The 17,061-nt window shown below is 41.0% G+C and carries 15 protein-coding genes and 1 pseudogene; 6 read left to right on the plus strand and 10 right to left on the minus strand.

Features of this window, described 5'->3' with window-relative positions; genetic code table 11:
- Nucleotides 1-306: 306 nt before the first annotated feature.
- Genes greA through K0S23_RS05455 form a run of 3 tightly spaced genes read left to right on the plus strand, consistent with a single transcriptional unit; the run spans nucleotide 307 to nucleotide 1,953 of the window.
- A complete protein-coding gene (greA, locus tag K0S23_RS05445) occupies nucleotides 307-780 on the plus strand; it encodes a transcription elongation factor GreA (RefSeq protein WP_300355369.1) in 474 nt (157 codons plus the stop codon).
- On the plus strand, nucleotides 780-1,169 hold the full coding sequence (locus K0S23_RS05450) for an HIT family protein (RefSeq protein WP_300355371.1): 390 nt from the start codon (nucleotides 780-782) through the stop codon (nucleotides 1,167-1,169). The genes greA and K0S23_RS05450 overlap by 1 nt, the downstream gene beginning before the upstream one ends.
- Nucleotides 1,162-1,953, plus strand: a complete 792-nt coding sequence (locus K0S23_RS05455) for an SGNH/GDSL hydrolase family protein (RefSeq protein WP_366944287.1) — start codon at nucleotides 1,162-1,164, stop codon at nucleotides 1,951-1,953. Before K0S23_RS05450 ends, K0S23_RS05455 begins: the two co-directional genes overlap by 8 nt.
- Before the next feature lie 295 nt (nucleotides 1,954-2,248).
- Here K0S23_RS05455 and K0S23_RS05460 read toward each other — a convergent pair whose 3' ends face one another.
- From K0S23_RS05460 to K0S23_RS05475, 4 genes are all read right to left on the minus strand, one after another.
- The gene (locus K0S23_RS05460) at nucleotides 2,249-3,274 is read right to left on the minus strand and encodes a DUF4886 domain-containing protein (protein ID WP_300355375.1); all 1,026 of its coding nucleotides are present in this window, start codon (nucleotides 3,272-3,274) and stop codon (nucleotides 2,249-2,251) included.
- Entirely contained in the window at nucleotides 3,271-4,527 is a 1,257-nt protein-coding gene (locus K0S23_RS05465) for an acyltransferase (RefSeq protein ID WP_300355377.1), read from the minus strand. The genes K0S23_RS05460 and K0S23_RS05465 overlap by 4 nt, the downstream gene beginning before the upstream one ends.
- 65 nt (nucleotides 4,528-4,592) lie before the next feature.
- Nucleotides 4,593-6,836: a hypothetical protein gene (locus tag K0S23_RS05470; protein WP_300355379.1), complete on the minus strand. Its 2,244-nt coding sequence runs from the start codon at nucleotides 6,834-6,836 to the stop codon at nucleotides 4,593-4,595.
- The gene (locus K0S23_RS05475) at nucleotides 6,818-7,828 is read right to left on the minus strand and encodes a PorP/SprF family type IX secretion system membrane protein (RefSeq protein WP_300355381.1); all 1,011 of its coding nucleotides are present in this window, start codon (nucleotides 7,826-7,828) and stop codon (nucleotides 6,818-6,820) included. Before K0S23_RS05475 ends, K0S23_RS05470 begins: the two co-directional genes overlap by 19 nt.
- 86 nt (nucleotides 7,829-7,914) lie before the next feature.
- Here K0S23_RS05475 and K0S23_RS05480 point away from each other — a divergent pair, with 86 nt between their 5' ends.
- Complete coding sequence (locus tag K0S23_RS05480) at nucleotides 7,915-8,307, plus strand: hypothetical protein (RefSeq protein WP_300355382.1); 393 nt, start codon at nucleotides 7,915-7,917, stop codon at nucleotides 8,305-8,307.
- 96 nt (nucleotides 8,308-8,403) lie between these two features.
- Here the strand turns inward: K0S23_RS05480 and K0S23_RS05485 are convergent, their stop codons facing one another.
- Nucleotides 8,404-9,366 (minus strand): hypothetical protein, encoded by a 963-nt coding sequence (locus tag K0S23_RS05485; RefSeq protein WP_300355384.1) that lies wholly within the window; start codon nucleotides 9,364-9,366, stop codon nucleotides 8,404-8,406.
- A 190-nt stretch (nucleotides 9,367-9,556) separates the two neighbouring features.
- On the opposite strand from K0S23_RS05485, the gene K0S23_RS05490 reads away from it, so the two are divergent.
- Complete coding sequence (locus K0S23_RS05490) at nucleotides 9,557-10,072, plus strand: hypothetical protein (RefSeq protein WP_300355386.1); 516 nt, start codon at nucleotides 9,557-9,559, stop codon at nucleotides 10,070-10,072.
- Nucleotides 10,073-10,151: 79 nt separating this feature from the next.
- A pseudogene (gene acs, locus K0S23_RS05495) lies at nucleotides 10,152-12,068 on the plus strand (acetate--CoA ligase); the annotation flags it as partial.
- A 1-nt stretch (nucleotide 12,069) separates the two neighbouring features.
- Here acs and K0S23_RS05500 read toward each other — a convergent pair.
- The 5 genes from K0S23_RS05500 to K0S23_RS05520 form a co-directional block, all read right to left on the minus strand.
- Nucleotides 12,070-12,498 carry a DUF3995 domain-containing protein gene (locus K0S23_RS05500; protein WP_300355388.1) on the minus strand — a complete coding sequence of 143 codons (429 nt, stop codon included), beginning with the start codon at nucleotides 12,496-12,498 and terminating at the stop codon, nucleotides 12,070-12,072.
- Nucleotides 12,499-12,567: 69 nt separating this feature from the next.
- Nucleotides 12,568-13,218 carry a hypothetical protein gene (locus K0S23_RS05505; RefSeq protein WP_300355390.1) on the minus strand — a complete coding sequence of 217 codons (651 nt, stop codon included), beginning with the start codon at nucleotides 13,216-13,218 and terminating at the stop codon, nucleotides 12,568-12,570.
- A 3-nt stretch (nucleotides 13,219-13,221) separates the two neighbouring features.
- The gene (locus K0S23_RS05510) at nucleotides 13,222-13,677 is read right to left on the minus strand and encodes a DUF1801 domain-containing protein (RefSeq protein WP_300355392.1); all 456 of its coding nucleotides are present in this window, start codon (nucleotides 13,675-13,677) and stop codon (nucleotides 13,222-13,224) included.
- Between the two features lie 24 nt (nucleotides 13,678-13,701).
- Nucleotides 13,702-14,952: a SpoIIE family protein phosphatase gene (locus tag K0S23_RS05515; protein WP_300355394.1), complete on the minus strand. Its 1,251-nt coding sequence runs from the start codon at nucleotides 14,950-14,952 to the stop codon at nucleotides 13,702-13,704.
- Between the two features lie 227 nt (nucleotides 14,953-15,179).
- Nucleotides 15,180-17,060, minus strand: coding sequence for a T9SS type A sorting domain-containing protein (locus K0S23_RS05520; protein ID WP_300355396.1), 1,881 nt, complete (start codon nucleotides 17,058-17,060; stop codon nucleotides 15,180-15,182).
- Nucleotide 17,061: the final 1 nt, after the last annotated feature.

Here is a 17,061-nt window from a genome sequence, read left to right on the forward strand (position 1 = left end):
TGTAGAAGTTCCGGGAGTTGGTGAGCGTATTGTGAAGTTCTTCGGAGGAATGCGCCAGGTCGATCTTGAAACAATTTAATTCATTCTGTAAGTAAAACGAATATTAATGAGACAATGCCTCCTCGTTTTTCAGCTATTCATTTAGTTGATTAGTCTGAATATAAAACTTCAGTTTGGCAGTAAAAACAAGTTGAAATAAGAGAAATTGGCTTGTTTCGATAAATAAAAAAACATATATTTGTTGCAACAGGAGAGTCCATTGGGCTCTCTTGTTGTTATTTATAGCTTACAACAGAAGAAAGAATTATGTCAGATTTCGCATATTATACAGAAGAAGGCCTGAAGAAGTTGAAGGATGAATTGCACGAAATGAAAACAGTGCAACGTCCCCGTATATCGGAACAAATTGCAGAAGCAAGAGACAAAGGAGATTTGTCTGAAAATGCCGAATATGATGCAGCAAAGGAAGCGCAGGGATTGTTAGAGATGAAAATTGCTAAGATGGAAGAACTGGTTTCCAAAGCAAGAATCATCGATAATACATTGATTGATAACTCAAAGGTTTTCATATTGTCACGTGTTAAGATCAAAAACGTGAATAACAATATGGAAATGGAGTACACCTTGGTTGCTGAAAGTGAGGCAGATCTGAAGGAGAAAAAAATCTCTGTAGATTCACCGATCGGAAGAGGACTTCTTGGAAAAAAAGTAGGAGACATTGCAGACGTACAAACACCAAACGGAATTATGAAGTTTGAGGTAATGGATATCGCAAGATAATGGCTACGATCTTTTCAAAAATCATATCAGGAGAAATACCTTGTCATAAGATCGCCGAGAATGATGATTTTCTGGCATTTCTGGACATCATGCCTTTGAGAAAAGGACATGCTTTGGTGATTCCTAAGAAGGAAACGGACTATATATTTGATATGGATGACGCAGACCTCGCAGCAATGATGATCTTTGCCAAATCCGTGTCACATAAAATAAAAAAGGTTTTTCCATGCCGGAAAATAGGTGTTACCGTAATCGGTTTGGAAGTTCCACATGCACATATTCATTTAATTCCGATTAATGGAATTGCCGATATGAATTTTTCACAGGAGAAATTGAGTTTAAGCCAGGAAGAATTGGCTCAAATTGCACAGGATATTCAAAATGCATAGAAGAAGTTTAGGCAGAACAAATAGTTTTTTATTTGTTCTGCTACTGATTGTATGTTTTTCATGCTCGGAATCTAAAAAAACAACACATGTACTTTTCGTAGGTAACAGTTATACCTATCGGAATAACATGCCCAAAATTTTCGAGGAGATTGCTGAATCGAAAGGTGAAGAAGTCAGCGTGTCTCACATAACCCGCGGAAAGTATACCTTTTATCTTCAATCGAAAAGGAAAAAATTATACCGCGCTTTACATAACCAGGATTGGGATGTAATTGTCCTTCAGGGATCTTCCAGGGATATGCTGCGGGATTCTGCACGATTCAAAAAAAAGACCTATCCTGCCTTGGATAAAATGATGGAGATGATCCAAAAAAATCAAAAGGATGCTAAGGTGTATTTCTATATGACCTGGCCATACCGGAAAGGTGATCCGAAAACAAAGCGTTTCTCAGACCCGGATTCTATGCTGAGTGCAGTTGCTGCTGGATATAACAACCTGCGAAACAGGTACAAAGTCCCGGTTATCCCGGTAGGAAAAGTTTGGAGAAATTATGCGATTGCTTATCCGGAAGCAGATTTGTACATGAAGGATAATTCACATCCATCGTACGAAGGTTCTTATTTGGTTGCTTGTACAATGTATTCCGCTATATATGGAAAGAGCCCGGTAGGAGCAAGCAGTCTTACAATCCTCGATCAGGATGAATATGCGAGGATCCAGAAATTTATCACTAAGCAATACCGCACACCTGAGTTCCAGTTTTATCTGAAAGACTCCATTTAAATAGGTTCGTGTTCTGAAATCTCATTCGGAATAATCTATGAGTCCGGTACAATCCAACGTATTGGAGAATATTCCAATCTATAAAGTGAAAAATAAGTTAGGTAGAGTATGGATAGAGTATGGATAGAGTATGGATAGAGTATGGATAAAGCATAGATACCCCACCTTGAGACGCAGCGACTGCAAAGCCTGCTACTGTCACCTTGAGACGTAGCGACTGTAAAGTCTGCTACTGTCACCTTTTTTATCATACGAAGTTTGCAGAACGAAGTATGATTGTATTAATGACTAATAGCTATTTATTCGCTCTTTTTATTTTGTTTGAAACGGTTACCCTTTTCTTCAATGTGAAGTTGTTGCAGTTCTGTCTCATGTGTAAAGTCACGGTGTAAGTTCCTGAGGTTTTATAATAATGTTTCGGATTTTTCTTTGTTGAAGTCACTCCATCTCCGAAATCCCAATAATACTCACCTTTGTCGTTTGTTTCATTGGTGAACTGTGCAGCCAGCCATGTTTCCTTGACTCTGAAATCAAGTACAGGAGTTTCCTTTATATTGAAAACACGCGTTTGATTCAATTTGTATAAATTCAGGTTTTTCAGAACCACGTTAGCTGCTGCCTGTTCAATTATTTTCCAATAGGTGCTGTCAACTCTTTTTGGAGCTGTTCCTCCAACAGGTGATTCCTTGAAAATAGATGTAAATGCAGTACAAGCGGCTGTAAAACTTCCCAAAGCATTGGGATGGTAGCGGTCGGTGAAATAAAGGTCAATATCCGGATGCATTTCGCGAATATTTTTCCAAACCATGCCCACCGGAATGACCGGGTAATGCAATGAGTCACTCATCAGCATGTATCCGTTCCAGATCCGTTGCTGCATTTTTTGATACGTGTCATTTGCTTCTTGCTCAGGATATCCTTTTTCGTATCCCCAGGTCATATAGAAATAGACCTGTGCACAGGGACTTGTTTTAAGTACGCTGTCAATAAGGATTTTTGCGTAGGGTATTGATTCTTTCAGTACGATGGAACTGTCTTCTGCAAACTCCCTGGAGAATCCCTGGATCAGGACATAATCCCATTTCCGGCTCTTCATTTTGGCATAGGTACTCGGACGTTCACTATGTGCCTTTAAGGTACTTCCACTTACAGCAATCGAGTCCGCATAAACATTTTTCCCTTTTGATTTGGCAAGATGCTCAAAAATTTTAGGCATGTTGTTCATGTGTGTGAAACTATTCCCGATAAAAAGAACATTCGTAGGCTGCTGGCCAAAACTAAGACTGGTGATTAAGGAAAAAAATAAGGCTAACCTATTCATTTACGAAGCTTTTTTCGTTTAGGATAGAAAAATCCAAAGACTTTATAATACAACTCGGTTAATGGCTCGATATACTTCACCATTATAACAAAAACAGTAATAAAGAACGCGGATATTGAAATTGCAATCCACGGATTAAACTGTCGATGATACCAATCTGACGGATCAAGTCCTATGCCAATAATTCCACCGTAAAGAATAATTACGTGAACGATATAAACAGGGAAGGTTGTTTGCCCCATTTTCAGGAACAAAGGTGCGTTGATTTTAAAGTTTGCATCGATGAGCATTAAGGATCCCAAAAGCATAGCAACCTGGCCCATTCGCGCAAAACCTGTAGTATTGTTCTCAAAACACCCGTGAGCTGTCAATCCGATCCAGTTGGTAAACTGATCTATTTCATGGAAAAGTGATTGCGATGCAATATTGAAAAATAAACCGATCACCAGGAATGTGACTCCAAACCACCATTTACGCACATTCTTTTCGTATTGTCTAATGATTGCACCGATCATTCCTCCCATCAGTACATATCCTGAATAACGAACAAAACTGAAGTCGGAGAATTCACCATAGATCATGTTCTGGATGAATTTCGGAGCTCCCTGCGGGATAAAAGCACTTGGATCCTTAGCAGTTTTTATTCCCTCCATGACACCATAAAGCTTAATATGTTCCTTCAGGTATCCGTAAATGATAAAAATAACCAATGCTCCAATGAGGTAATACAAATAAAGCGGGCCTCTTTTAATGATCTTGTAAATTCCGAAAATTAGTAGCAGGAAGAAAATCCCGAACCCGATTGATTGCAGTACATGAAAGGCCTGGAACCAATCCAGGTGATAAACGAATCCGCGTGTTCCGCCTTTGATCATATCTTCAAATCCGTAATACGTATCCCGGATAAATGTGATCAGGTCAAATTGGATCAGGTAACCCCAGAATAAGAGCATTCTAACCCGCCCGAATCCTTTCTTTACGCGTTCATTCTGGAAATAAGGTTCATCCGTTGAGCGGCTCAACAGATAAATGAATACAACCCCGGTAACACAAAAGAACAGGGGAGAAGTAAGTCCATGCAGATTATGCCAAAAGCTAAAGAGCCAATTGTTATCATCCCGGTATTTATCAGCAAGTGCAGAACCGGTGAAATGGCCTTCAAGCATCATTAGAATGGCTATCGAACGAGCCATATCTATAAATTTCAATCTTGGACGAGCCGCCAATGGCAACTCACCATTCTCTCCTGACATAGTTTGAATTTACAAGCAAAGATACATTTTATCCCGATAGCTATCGGGATTCAATCCAATAAAATCTACTTGGGTGTTTCTCCCAGTACCATCAGGCGGATCGGCGTGCTATATCCTTCGAAATAAATTAGAATCGGAAAGGAGAAAATCCCATCGGGCAATTTTTTTACAGAACTGACTTGAACCACTGTATTTCCCTTAGGAGAAATAGTTGTTTTGTAGGTAAAATCCAGGTAATCGTTCTCTGCTTTTATTGCTGTAATCTTCAGGTTTTTTTCGTGATTATTGTGAACAGAAAATTGAAAGTTTTGTTCTGCTTGCTGTATTTTTCCAAGTGTAATCACATTCGGCACACAATCAACAAAGAAGAAAATGGAATCCGTTTCCAGGTAACTCACGCTCTGGATCTCAATTTTCCGTTCCCGGGCTGCCGCTCTTGAAAAAACGGAGTTTTTCACATCATTCGGATTGTCACTCGTGATTTGGTTTGCGGTGTATTCCCCATAAGGAACCCCTACCAGTTCCAATTTTCCTCCATTGGAGGATGTTCCGTCCAGGTAAGGAGCAAAAATCCCATTGTCATATGCTCTTAAATAATTCCCCAGAGACATAATTCTTCGCTGAGTTAAAGCAACATTGTATTCTGTTTTTGCCAAGGGTGAAGCAAAACCGCGGATATTCAGGCGGATTTGAAATCCCTTTTGAAGTTCTTCCAGAAGAAGACTTTGAAACAACACCAGGTCTTTCACTCCTTGCTCGACGTATTGAAGGAAAAAACTTTCGATATCCTCTTCCGCTTCCACGACCTTTTCCCCGCTCAAACCCTTTGAATATTCTTTCCGGTATTCGGGAAGCATGGCAATGTAATCGTTGTAGCTGTTGATGTAATTTACTTTGGTGGTTGTTTCTTTTGAACGCGGATCCGGAATGTCATTATGGAAATAGAGGGTAACGGGTAAGCGCTTATTTAATTCGGCCAATGTTTCTTTCTTGGTTTCCGGAATGATGATTCGCGGATGTTTATATCCGAAAATATCGCTGCAACAAGTTGGGTTTTTTACATATTGAACCCCAAGCCGGTTGCTTGAAACATACATGCTGTCGCGGTCCTCAAAATAATACAAATCATTTGCCGGACTGTTGAAAGGCAGGCCTAAGTTTTGGGGAGCTTCAAAACGTCCGTTCTTTAACTCTGTGTAGAAAACATCGTATCCGCCAAATCCGTCGAACCAGGATGAGGAAAAGTATAAACGCTTCTTATCCGGGTTATAAAACGGGCTGATATCATTATCCAATGAGTTTGCAGCATTGAGTGCCCTGACCTTGGAGAATTGATTTCCATTGTTTTTCATAACGGAATAGTACAAATCCATTCCTCCCTTTCCGTCTTCGCGATTGGAAGAAAAAATGAGCCATTCTTCGTTTTCAATTACGGCGATGGTTGGTGTTGTATTGTTTGTTCCGGGTTCATTAACGATTTCACTAAGTGGATTGGGGTTGGACCATTTTCCGTTTTGGTAGGAAGAAACCCAAATTTGACAATTAAACTGGTTTTCATTGCCGCCGCAATTGCTGTAGTAGAATCGCTTTCCATCAGGCGAAAAACACCCGTTCCCGGTATTGATTTCAGCCTTGTTCAGAGCTTCCAATAATCCCGGATTTACTTCTTTTAAACTATCTTTCCATTCGGTGAAATAAAGCCTGTTTTTATAATTATCGTCCAGCATTTCTTCCCCGATATTTTCTTTCTTGCTTCTCATGGATGAAAGCACGAACTGTCCCTGAGAGATCGTATGTCCGAATTCTGAATTCACCGTGTTCAGTCCTTTGGGGAGTTCTATTTTTTCCAGGTCAGCGGTGTCTTTTAAAGCCGTTTGGGCCCACAGGCAAGACTCCAGTTCCCGTTTCGATTTCAGGTAGTTGTAAGTGCGTTTGTCTTTGGAGTATTTCTTTTTCGCCCGTTTAAATAATTCGATTGCCGCTTCGTAATTTCCATTGTGTTTCTCCATCAATGCCCATTGAAGCAAACTGGAAGGGTAAATTGCCGTTTCTTCCTTTTCGTAAACTTTTTGGTAATAATAGCTTGCTCTGCGGTAATCTTTATATGCTCTGAGTGATTCTGCATATTTCCAAAGAATACTCACACTGTTGGAATCGAGTTCCATTGCTTTTTCATAATATTGAAGCGCATAAATGTAATCTCCCTTTGCATATTGCTCATCTGCAAAATCCAGGTATTTCCCCAACAGATTTTGTCCGTAACCGGTAAATGAAATGAAAGCAAAAAGGATTAAATATAATCTGGGCATATGCGGTGAATAACTTTTTTGGGTTTAAAACGTGTAATGATGTATTCTACGGAAAGTTCTAATCCTCCGCGAGCTGTACTGGCAGGAATAAGTTTGGAAATATTGGTGTCATAGCTTGCTGCTACCGACCAGTTTTGCATCGCCAGCCCCAGTCTCACGACAACTGCATCCCTTGAACGGAACCACAAGCCACCGTCAACTGCACGATAAGTTCCCAGTTTGTTTATCAGGGTGTAGCGAACCTGTGATCCGATCAGTAGTTCCCTGTATTTTCCCTGTAGATTGAACCCGATTCCCGGGATAACCGCCAATTCTTTATTGATTGCATGATCTAATTGGGAAAAGAAACTAAGGCGAATGTCTCTCGGAACTTTAGATCCGTAAAAACCCTGGTTCGGGCGATTTAAATTGTGACCGCTGATTCCGGTTTTTAGCGAATTTGCTTTACCGTAGTAATAGGAGTGTACGATTCCTGCTCCGCTCGTAAGGTTTGCACGGCTGTCGTTTTGATAAGACTCATTGGTTGGTAAACTGGCGTCAAAAATGAGTCCGTTGAATTGATTGTCGAAGTAAAACTTGTCCATGTTTACTTTCCGGTAATTCAAACCAACCTGGATCCCGACGCTCAAAGTCTGGGTGGAATCACTGTTTAATTTCAGGTTTTTGGAAACACTTCCCAACAATTCCAATGTCTGATAGAATCCGTCTCCCACATTGTCGTGAAAGAGAATTGCACCAAAATTGATTCCCTTTTGTTTCCATTTCATATCTCCGGCAGCAGCAAAGGTTTGAAAAGGTACGGTAACGCTTCTCCATTGATCTTTGTAATTTCCGGTCAGGCGGATGTCTCCTGCGAAAAGTCCCGTATTTGCCGGGTTCTGATAAATTGGCTGTCTGTTAAGATGAGAAAAATGAATGTCCTGAGCAAATAACCTGAAAGTACATGCTGCTACGAAAAGTCCGGTAAGTAGGTAAGAGTTCCCTTTTCTCATTGAATCAAATATACAATAAAATCAATCATGGGTGTACTTCAGTCAAGCAGGAATAAAAGATGAAATAAATTGGGTATTTTCGTTTTATGATGCAAAAGTTTTTTTTAATCATTGGTATTGCTTTACTTCTTTGCTCGTTCAAAAGTGACGGACTAATTGAAAATGTTTATCCCGAACTATTAGGAGACTACGAATTTTACAAATCGGTTGCAGACCGATCTGTTTCTTATGCAAAAGATGGGAAAGACATGTTTACGGTCACGATCAATAAAAAGGATCAGATTTTGTTTTATAAGAATGGAAAAAAAGAGCGGAAAATGACATTCAGCGAAACCAAAATGCCTTTTCTGGATGATCAGAATCATGTGCTCTTTGGAGCTAAGAACAGTTATGAACCAATGTTTTACCGTGGCGATACCATTGTTATCCAAAGTTACCCGATCGAATACCAGGATAATTTTTTCATCAAAAAGAAGTGATTGAATCCTAGTCAGTAATTGGACTGAACATGGCAATATTGCAATGTTGCAATTTTGAAAAATGACAATTTGCCAAAATTGCGAAATTACATTAAATCAAGGTCGTTGGATTTTTAAAGAAGACTGGTCACTGTAAATAAAATACTTGCCGTTCTTGTAATATGCCTGAAGCGGATCTTTTTTTCCAATAACACTTACTTTTTGTCCTTCTCCAATGAATTCCTTCGGTACATGAAAGGCATTCTGATCCTGATTGACAATTACGTACTTCGGGCAGATCTTCGGATCCAATTTCTGATCCAAGGTCAATGTGTAAGTGATTTTCGTTGAGGACATTTGCACCTTTTTTACCTGGCTGGCTGGAACTCTGACCAGCAAGTCTGCCTTGATTTGTCTTGTGATTGATTTTGAGAGGGGGAAGGAAGCTTCTGCCCTTACTTTGATTTTCTTCGGGTGATAAGAAATTAATGGCTTATTTTTCTTAACATAATCATCCGTATGTGCATGTGCTTTTATGATAAATCCATCTTCGGTACTCAACTGAAAATAGTTTTGGAGAGCCTGTTCTTTCTGCTGAATAGCCCGGTATTTTTCTTCAATTTTTGCTTCTTCCAGGAATGCAGCTTCTTCCTTGAATTCCAAAGTAGGAAAATCTGGGGTCAATTTATCCGGGGTAAGTTTACCTGCAAAATCGCGCCATTTCTTTTCCACGGGAAGTAAAGCTTTCGGAAGATTATTAATTTGATTGGTCAAATCTTCTTTCAGGGTTTCTTTTTCCCCGCTCAGTTCCACAAATGCGTCATAATCATCATATTGAACAAGTAAACTGTTTTTCCTGAATTCCGGACTCTCAACAAGACGTTCCAGTTTTCCTGTTCGCTGAGCACGAATGATTTTTTCAGGAATGCTAAAAGTTAAAAATACGGTATCGCGCTGCTGGGTTCCGTTAAGAGTAATTATTTTATTGGAATCGTCATTGGGACTTTTTTCATCACCGGAACAGGAGAATAGGACGAGGAGAACAGGTAAAAAGAAAACAAATGGAATTACCTTCATCATAACTGCGCTTTTTATTAAATGTACAACCAAAAAAGGAAAACGTTGAAAGATTGTGAAAACTTGGGTAAATAATGTTAATAACTTAGTTAACATTTAAATAACATGATTTAAAAATAACAGAGGCTTCTCACCTAAATTTGTAAGAACGAATAATGCAGGGCCTATGCTAGGGACACTATTAAAAAAAAGATTGTCAGACAAACAAATAGCGAATGTTTTCCTGAATGGGATTTTCGAGATCGTCGACAATGGTTTTGTTGAGGTTGTGGATCTGATCAACGAAGATTTAGCTTTTGTTTCTTCGCCTTCAATTCCTGTCGACCGTAATGGGCAATTCACAATGATTGTTGTTGTTGCAAATATTTCGTCACTGGAAACAACTTTTGAAACAGTTCAGGCAAACAGGATTGAAAAAATTATTTTCGAACAAATGGGTTCCCTTATGGGAGTTTCAGCTGCTGATGCAGAGGCGAAAGTGAGAGAATACCAGAAATTTATGCAACGGATCAACCATCCTTCCAAAAACATGGTTTATGCGATGTCTAAAGCAGTGTTTCAAAAATACGATCTGAATGATTTCCAGGATGAATATTTCAGACGCCTGCAATCTCCAAACCCCTTGTTCCTGAAACGAATGGATCAGATCATGGTGAATTTCCTCTGGGATTGGGACTCGTTCTTTAAGAAGTACAAAATTGATGAGTAAAAAATAATTAAAACCCTGACAAGATCGTCAGGGTTTTTTTATGTCAAATTGTTAACTTGCTCACTCTAAGTTCTCGAATAAATTTGAAGTGATGAATAAAATGCAGATCAAAACCCTGGAAGAATACCGGGAAAAATACGCACAAAGTGTTTCGGATCCTGAGGGCTTTTGGGAAGATATTGCCAATGAGTTTCAATGGATGAAGAAATGGGACAAGGTTCTGGAATGGAATTTTACCCAACCGGATATTAAATGGTATCAAGGTGCAAAGCTTAACATCACGGAAAATATGCTGGATCGTCACCTGGAGGCGCGCGGAAATAAACCGGCACTTATTTGGGAGCCCAATGATCCCGGTCAACAATTCGTTAGTTACACTTACAGGGAATTATACGAACAGGTTTGTGTGTTTTCGAATGCTTTGAAAAAACAAGGAGTGGAAAAGGGCGATCGCGTTTGTATTTACATGCCGATGGTTCCTGAACTGGCGATCGCAGTGATGGCATGTGCCCGGATCGGTGCAATTCATTCGGTAGTTTTTGCCGGGTTTTCTGCAACATCTTTGGCTGATAGAATTAATGACGCACAGGCAAAGCTGGTTATCACAGCTGACGGCTTAAATCGCGGATCCAAACAAATTCCGTTGAAGCGTGTTGTGGATGAAGCCCTGGGAAATACACTATGCGTTGAAAAAGTGATTGTTTTTGATTGCTTGGGATGGCAGCCGCATATGAAAGAGGGCAGAGACATTTCGTGGTCGGATGCGATTGCCGGCCAGGAGAAGAAATGTCCTCCCGAACCAATGGACGCGGAAGATCCTTTGTTTATTTTATACACTTCTGGTTCTACCGGAAAACCGAAAGGAGTTGTACATACTTGTGGTGGTTACATGGTTTATACCGCTTATTCATTTCAGAATGTCTATCAGTACGAAGAGAACGATGTATTTTGGTGCACGGCAGATATCGGCTGGATCACCGGGCATTCCTATATTGTTTACGGACCTTTATTAAGTGGCGCCACGACAGTTATGTTCGAGGGAATTCCAACTTACCCTGATGCGGGCCGGTTTTGGCAGGTAATCGATAAATACGGCGTAAACCAGTTCCTGACCGCACCGACAGCAATTCGTTCCTTAATGGCTTTTGGAGATGATCACGTGCTTTCCTATAGCCTGGATTCTTTGAAAGTTATCGGAACAGTTGGGGAACCAATCAATGAAGAAGCTTGGAAGTGGTACCATACACACGTTGGAAAAGAGCGCTGTCCGGTAGTTGATAACTGGTGGCAGACAGAAACCGGTGGAATCATGATTTCGGGAATTGGAAATATTTCACCGCAGAAACCAACATTTGCGGGATATCCTTTACCGGGAATTCAACCGGTCTTATTGAACCAGGAAGGAATAGAAATTGAAGGTGCAAACGAAGAAGGATATTTGTGTGTCAAATTCCCCTGGCCTTCAATTTTAAGAACAACTTACGGCGATCATGAACGCTGCAGGGTTACCTATTTTTCACATTACGACGGATACTATTTCACCGGGGACGGAGCTAAACGTGATGAAGATGGAATGTACCGCATTATTGGCCGTGTTGATGACGTCATTAATATCTCAGGTCATCGTTTTGGAACTGCTGAAATAGAAAACGCGATCAATACGAATAAACTGGTTATCGAATCGGCAGTTGTCGGGTATCCGCATCCTGTGAAAGGTCAATCCATTTATGCATTTGTAGTTTGTGATCGCGAGATTCCTTCGGAAAGCCAGGATTTTGCACGTGGAGAGATTATCGAGTCGGTAGTAGCTGAAATCGGAAAGATTGCAATTCCTGAGAAGATCCAGTTCGTTTCCGGTTTGCCTAAAACGCGCTCAGGGAAAATTATGCGCCGGATCCTGCGGAAAATTGCAGAGGGTGATATGAAGAGCCTGGGAGATACTTCTACACTGCTCGATCCTTTTGTGGTGGATGAGATTGTGGAGAATGCGCTCTAAATCAGCTTGTAAACAACATGAGAACAACAGCCAGGACTCCGATTAGCAGGCAAAGAGGTGAATAGTACTTTGTATCATTCTTTCCGAATGCAGTGTCTTTACGCTTTTTGAAGAAACCCACATAGTTGAAATCACCGATTGCGCGGAAAAGAAAGATCCCGGCAATGATCCACAGCGCTGATTCTTCCAGCCAGTGTGGGAGCTGAAAAGGAATTGTTCCGGTAACGATTAATGGCAAGATTCCGAATCCGAATAAACCGAAGGCAACGATCAGGGTTGCAATGATTCCCGGATTCATGGCAGGTTGTACATCATCTTTTGTCGGGATGACGGCTGTAGAGCCCCATTTTCCGCCAAAAGCCCAGTAGAAATGTATGGAGGATAGAAAGAGGAAAATCAGGAACAATATAAGTGCGATGAAGAATGTCATGTGTTCAAATAGTTTAATAGTTGGTATTATGAAAAAAGGAGTTCATTGTTGAACTCCTTATACTATTTTTTATCCTCTTCTGCGTTCCAGTAAGATCATCATCATCAATGAAAGCACGATGCACTCATCTTCAGCAGCATTGTGTGTCGGGCCGATTTTCTCCAGGGTGAATTTTCTTCCGAACATCGAAGCGTTTTTCTTTAAGCGCATTACTTTTGATCCGTCGGGTCTGCCGACAATGTATTTCGGGTTGAAAAGATACCCGGTAAACATTCCCAAAACAGGAACTTCGCTCATTAAAGTGTCAAATACTTTTGCCCAAGCATTTTCTTCCATGATGTGGAAAGCCAAATGTTCATTGTGGTCATAGACATCGTATCGCGCTCTCCAGATGGAAGCCCATCCTTTACGTGCTACGCGTCCTTTTTCCACGCCGTTTTTATCTGTAAAAACATAGGTTGCAGAGAAATCGATCCATTTGTTTGCTTTAATCGTGAACTCGAGGTTGGTCTTGTTCGTATCTGTGAAAACCTGAATCTCATCAATAAACTTGAACATTTTTTGGCGCACATAAGCTAAAGTCGCAGAGTTGGCATCCTCGATCACAAAATCATTCGACATTGTTCCGATCTTGAAGGTGAACTTCAAGGGATAGTTTAAATTTGCAAGGTCAACGTTTTTTTGAGCGAAAAAGCTCATATTGTCTAGTAATTCACTCATCATCTACTTTTTTAGTACGTGTTCATAATTGGCTATCCAATCCTGGGGAGTCATTTTAGCCACTAATTTACCGATTAATTCGAAAGGAATCTGGTCCGGTTTTTTAAATCGCACACAACTTTTCCCCATATCGAGTTTGGTTTTACTTACCTGCTGAAATTCACTCACGAACCAATCAAGCAATTCTTTATTGGCATACATTCCCATGTGGTAGAATGCGATGAAATTTTTCTGTGAAGTAAAGCTTATAAAAGGAAGCGGTAATTTTGGGTCGCAGTGATAACCTGCGGGATAAAGAGAATGCGGTACCACGTATCCGATCATCCCGTAACTGATACATTCCTTAAAGCCTTCCGGAAGATTTTTCCTGATGGTCTCTCTTAGTTTTGTCATTGCCGCTTGTCTCTCTTCCGGGCAGTTGGCAATGAATTGTTCCGGTGTTGTTCCTTCTGTCTTCATTACTTCGAAGATACCAAAAAAGATTCAGATCCGGATTCCGATTACGAGCATATCATCCAATTGTTCTCTTCCTGCACGCCAGGTTTCGGCAAAGTTTTCCAGGTGCTTTTTCTGATGACTCATTGGGAGAAGCTGCATGCCGGCTAAGAGTTGTTTGAAGTTTTTGGTTTTGAATTTCTTTCCTCTCTCTCCACCGTCCTGGTCTGCATATCCGTCCGAAGCCAAATAAAAAGTATCGCCTTTTGACAGGGAAATTTTATGACTGATAAATTCTTGGTTGTTGGATGTGTACCCACCGATAGGAACACGTGTCGAACAGAATTCCTCTAAATCTGAGCTTCCCTTTCTGACCAGCCAAAGCGGCCTGTTTGCACCGGTAAATTCAATTTCACTTTGTGCCGGATCATATGAGCAAAGTGCTATGTCCATTCCATCCTGGAGTGAATCGTCGTTTTCACTTTTGAGAGCTTCTTTGATTCGCCGGTTAAGATCCTGCAGAATAGCTGAAAGCGGGGCGTCTGCGCAAGAAATATCATTCAAAACAGTGGCTCCGATAATGCTGATCAGGGCTCCCGGAACTCCATGACCGGTACAATCCGCCATTGCAAAAATGGTTTTGTTTCCTACGTTCTTCAGCCAGTAGAAGTCGCCACTTACTACATCTTTCGGTTGGAAAAAAATAAAAGATTGAGGGAAGTGATGTGTAAAATCACGTTCAGTAGGTAAAAAACATTGTTGGATTTTTTGTGCATAGTTGATGCTATCCATGATCTCATTGTTCTTTTCTGCAAGAATAGAAGTCCTGATCTTCACTTTTTGATCCAGGACGTCATTGAGCCTGCGCAGATCTTCTTCTGCTTTTTTTAGCTGGGTTATCTCCATCGATAAAACGCAAATTCCCTCAGGAACCGGTTGGATACTCAGTCTGAACCAGGCGGAAGTACCGTCAGCGTATTCCATTTTGTTTTCAAATTGTTCGGGAACGCGATTCTCCATGCATTTTTTCATAGAGCGGTGCAATTGGCTGTCTTCCAGTTGCGGGAATACTTCAAGCAGGGTTTTACCCAAAAGAACTTCTCTGCTGGTCTTGCTGTGCCGGACCACCGTATCGTTTACATATAAATAACGCCAATCGAAATCGATGATCTGAAAACCTTCCATCATATGATTTAACGTTTCCTGGTAACGCTTTTCTATTCTCAGGGAGCGCTCATATTCAGTGATAATTTGTTTTAGTTCGGCTTCCGAACGACCCTCATACATCTTGTCAAACATAGTGAATCGGTTTTTTAAACTTCTCCTTAAGTATTGGCAACATTAAATACGCGGAAAGTGAATAATGTGTAATAGTGATTGCTGCATTCTTGATTTCAGTTAGGTGAAATATAAGAAATCAGTTTAGAAAAACCAAGTTTTTAGTTTTAAATAAGCTCTTTTAAACAGGAAATGATCGCGAACAATTAGGCGGTAAAACTGATTTTTTGTTCGCGATCAAAGCACTTTTATTCGATAATGATTTTATGAGTTGAAACGTTTTTTCCATCCACAGAAACCGTAAGGAAATAAAAACCGCCCTGGAACTGACTTACGTCTATTGAGGCAGCTGTTAACCCTTTTTTGATCTTCTGATCGTTGCTCCACACTCTTTTTCCGTTCAGATTAGAAAGTGTCAGCTGATAAGCAGTTTCCATTTTTGATGAGAGCAGGACAGTCAGATTGCTTGTTGCAGGATTGGGATAAGCTTTTACGATCTCCAGGTCATGCATGAATTCCTGTTCGATAGCAATCGAATTGGATGTAACAGAATTACCGTTGTTACGCAGTAATTTCACCCGGTAATATCCTGTTTCTTTTAAAAGCGGCTGAAGGTCTTCAAATTGATAAGACAAGGCCTCGAGGCTTAATCCCTGGGCGCTCACTGAGCCGATCTCAAGATAATTAACGCCGTCTTCACTTCTTTCAACAATGTATTTGTCTACGTTTAATTCGCTCGAGCTAACCCAGTTAAGTGTATTGTAGCCTAAATCATTTCTGCCTGTTAGTTGAATGGATTCGATTCCGAGCGGTGAGCAACTAACGACTGCAGTTCCGCCAAAAGAGAGAGGAACAGTTGTGATAGCCGATGAATAGTTGGATAAACAGATCAGATATTGTGTATAAGATCCCGGATTCAATGGAGCTTCCCAATTAGTCATGTCGGATGCTCCGGCGGGAAGTGTGCTTGCCAGGCCGGTATATTCCTCGCAATTTCCGTTATAATTACATCTTATCGGGGCTTGTGTTCCTGCTGAAATATTGGCGCAGGTAGAAGGAGTGTAAGCCCACATAGCCCAATCCAAACAATTGGATGTTGTCGAATTAGGCGTTCCGAGATCAAAAGTCAGTGTGCCACCTGTAAGAACGTTGACAATCATCCAGGTGCTGTTTAATTCTCCGGATAACAAACAACCGTCATTCGTGCCAGAAACATTGACAGCAGGGTTTGCAGCACAGGTTCCCGGATCACAAATTTCATTAATTGCTCCGAATCCGTTCGGATCAATAGCAAAAGCAGCGTTGGAACAAACATTTGCTGCTACGTTGCAATCTCCTGCTACAGTTGGTCCTCCGGTTGGACATGTTAAAGAAAAAGTTAATCCGGACGCCGCTGTGGAAGTTGCATCCATTATAAAGTAATAGGTTGTTCCCGAAGTGAGTGGGATGGAGCCGATTGATCCTGGGGTGGTTGCGGTTCCGACACAATTCCAGCCTGTTGCCGAACATCCTCCGGAAGCGGTTTTCCATCCGATCACATAGCCGCCACCAGTGACAGATGTTGCATTAAATGAATAGTTTCCCGTAGCAGTTGCTGTGTAACTGTAAACCTGTTCCAATCCCGGAGTTGCCGTTGCGCACAATGTTGAAACAAAAGATGAAGCTCCTGTTGTTGTTATAGTGAAAGCTTGACCGCATCCAGGAATAGATGAAATGGAGGCGCATGGCCCTGTTCCACAGGAAGTACATGTTATAGTTGTTGTGATACAAGTTGATCCAGTGCCACAGCCTGTACAATTTGTGCTGATTACCATGTAATAAGTTCCTGAAGAGGCTGCTGTGAATGAAACGGAAGATGTTCCGAAAGCAACTACGGGGCCTGATTGCGAACCGCTATGAATAGTGATACACGCAGCAGGATTCGTTGTAAGGTTGTATGTGCTTCCGGCAACAACGCCAGTAATCGTATTATACTCCCCGGCGAAGTTACAGGTACTGATCGTTGTGGGAGCAGTTCCGGTCGGGGCTACTGCCGTCTCATAAAAAGTTCCGCCAGAACATTGAGCCGAGGTGTTTTTCGACCAAAAAGTAATCGCCGAAACAAGTAGTACTAAGTAAAATATTTTCATA

Source organism: Fluviicola sp., from assembly GCF_029266855.1.
Classification (GTDB): Bacteria; Bacteroidota; Bacteroidia; order Flavobacteriales_D; family Crocinitomicaceae; genus Fluviicola.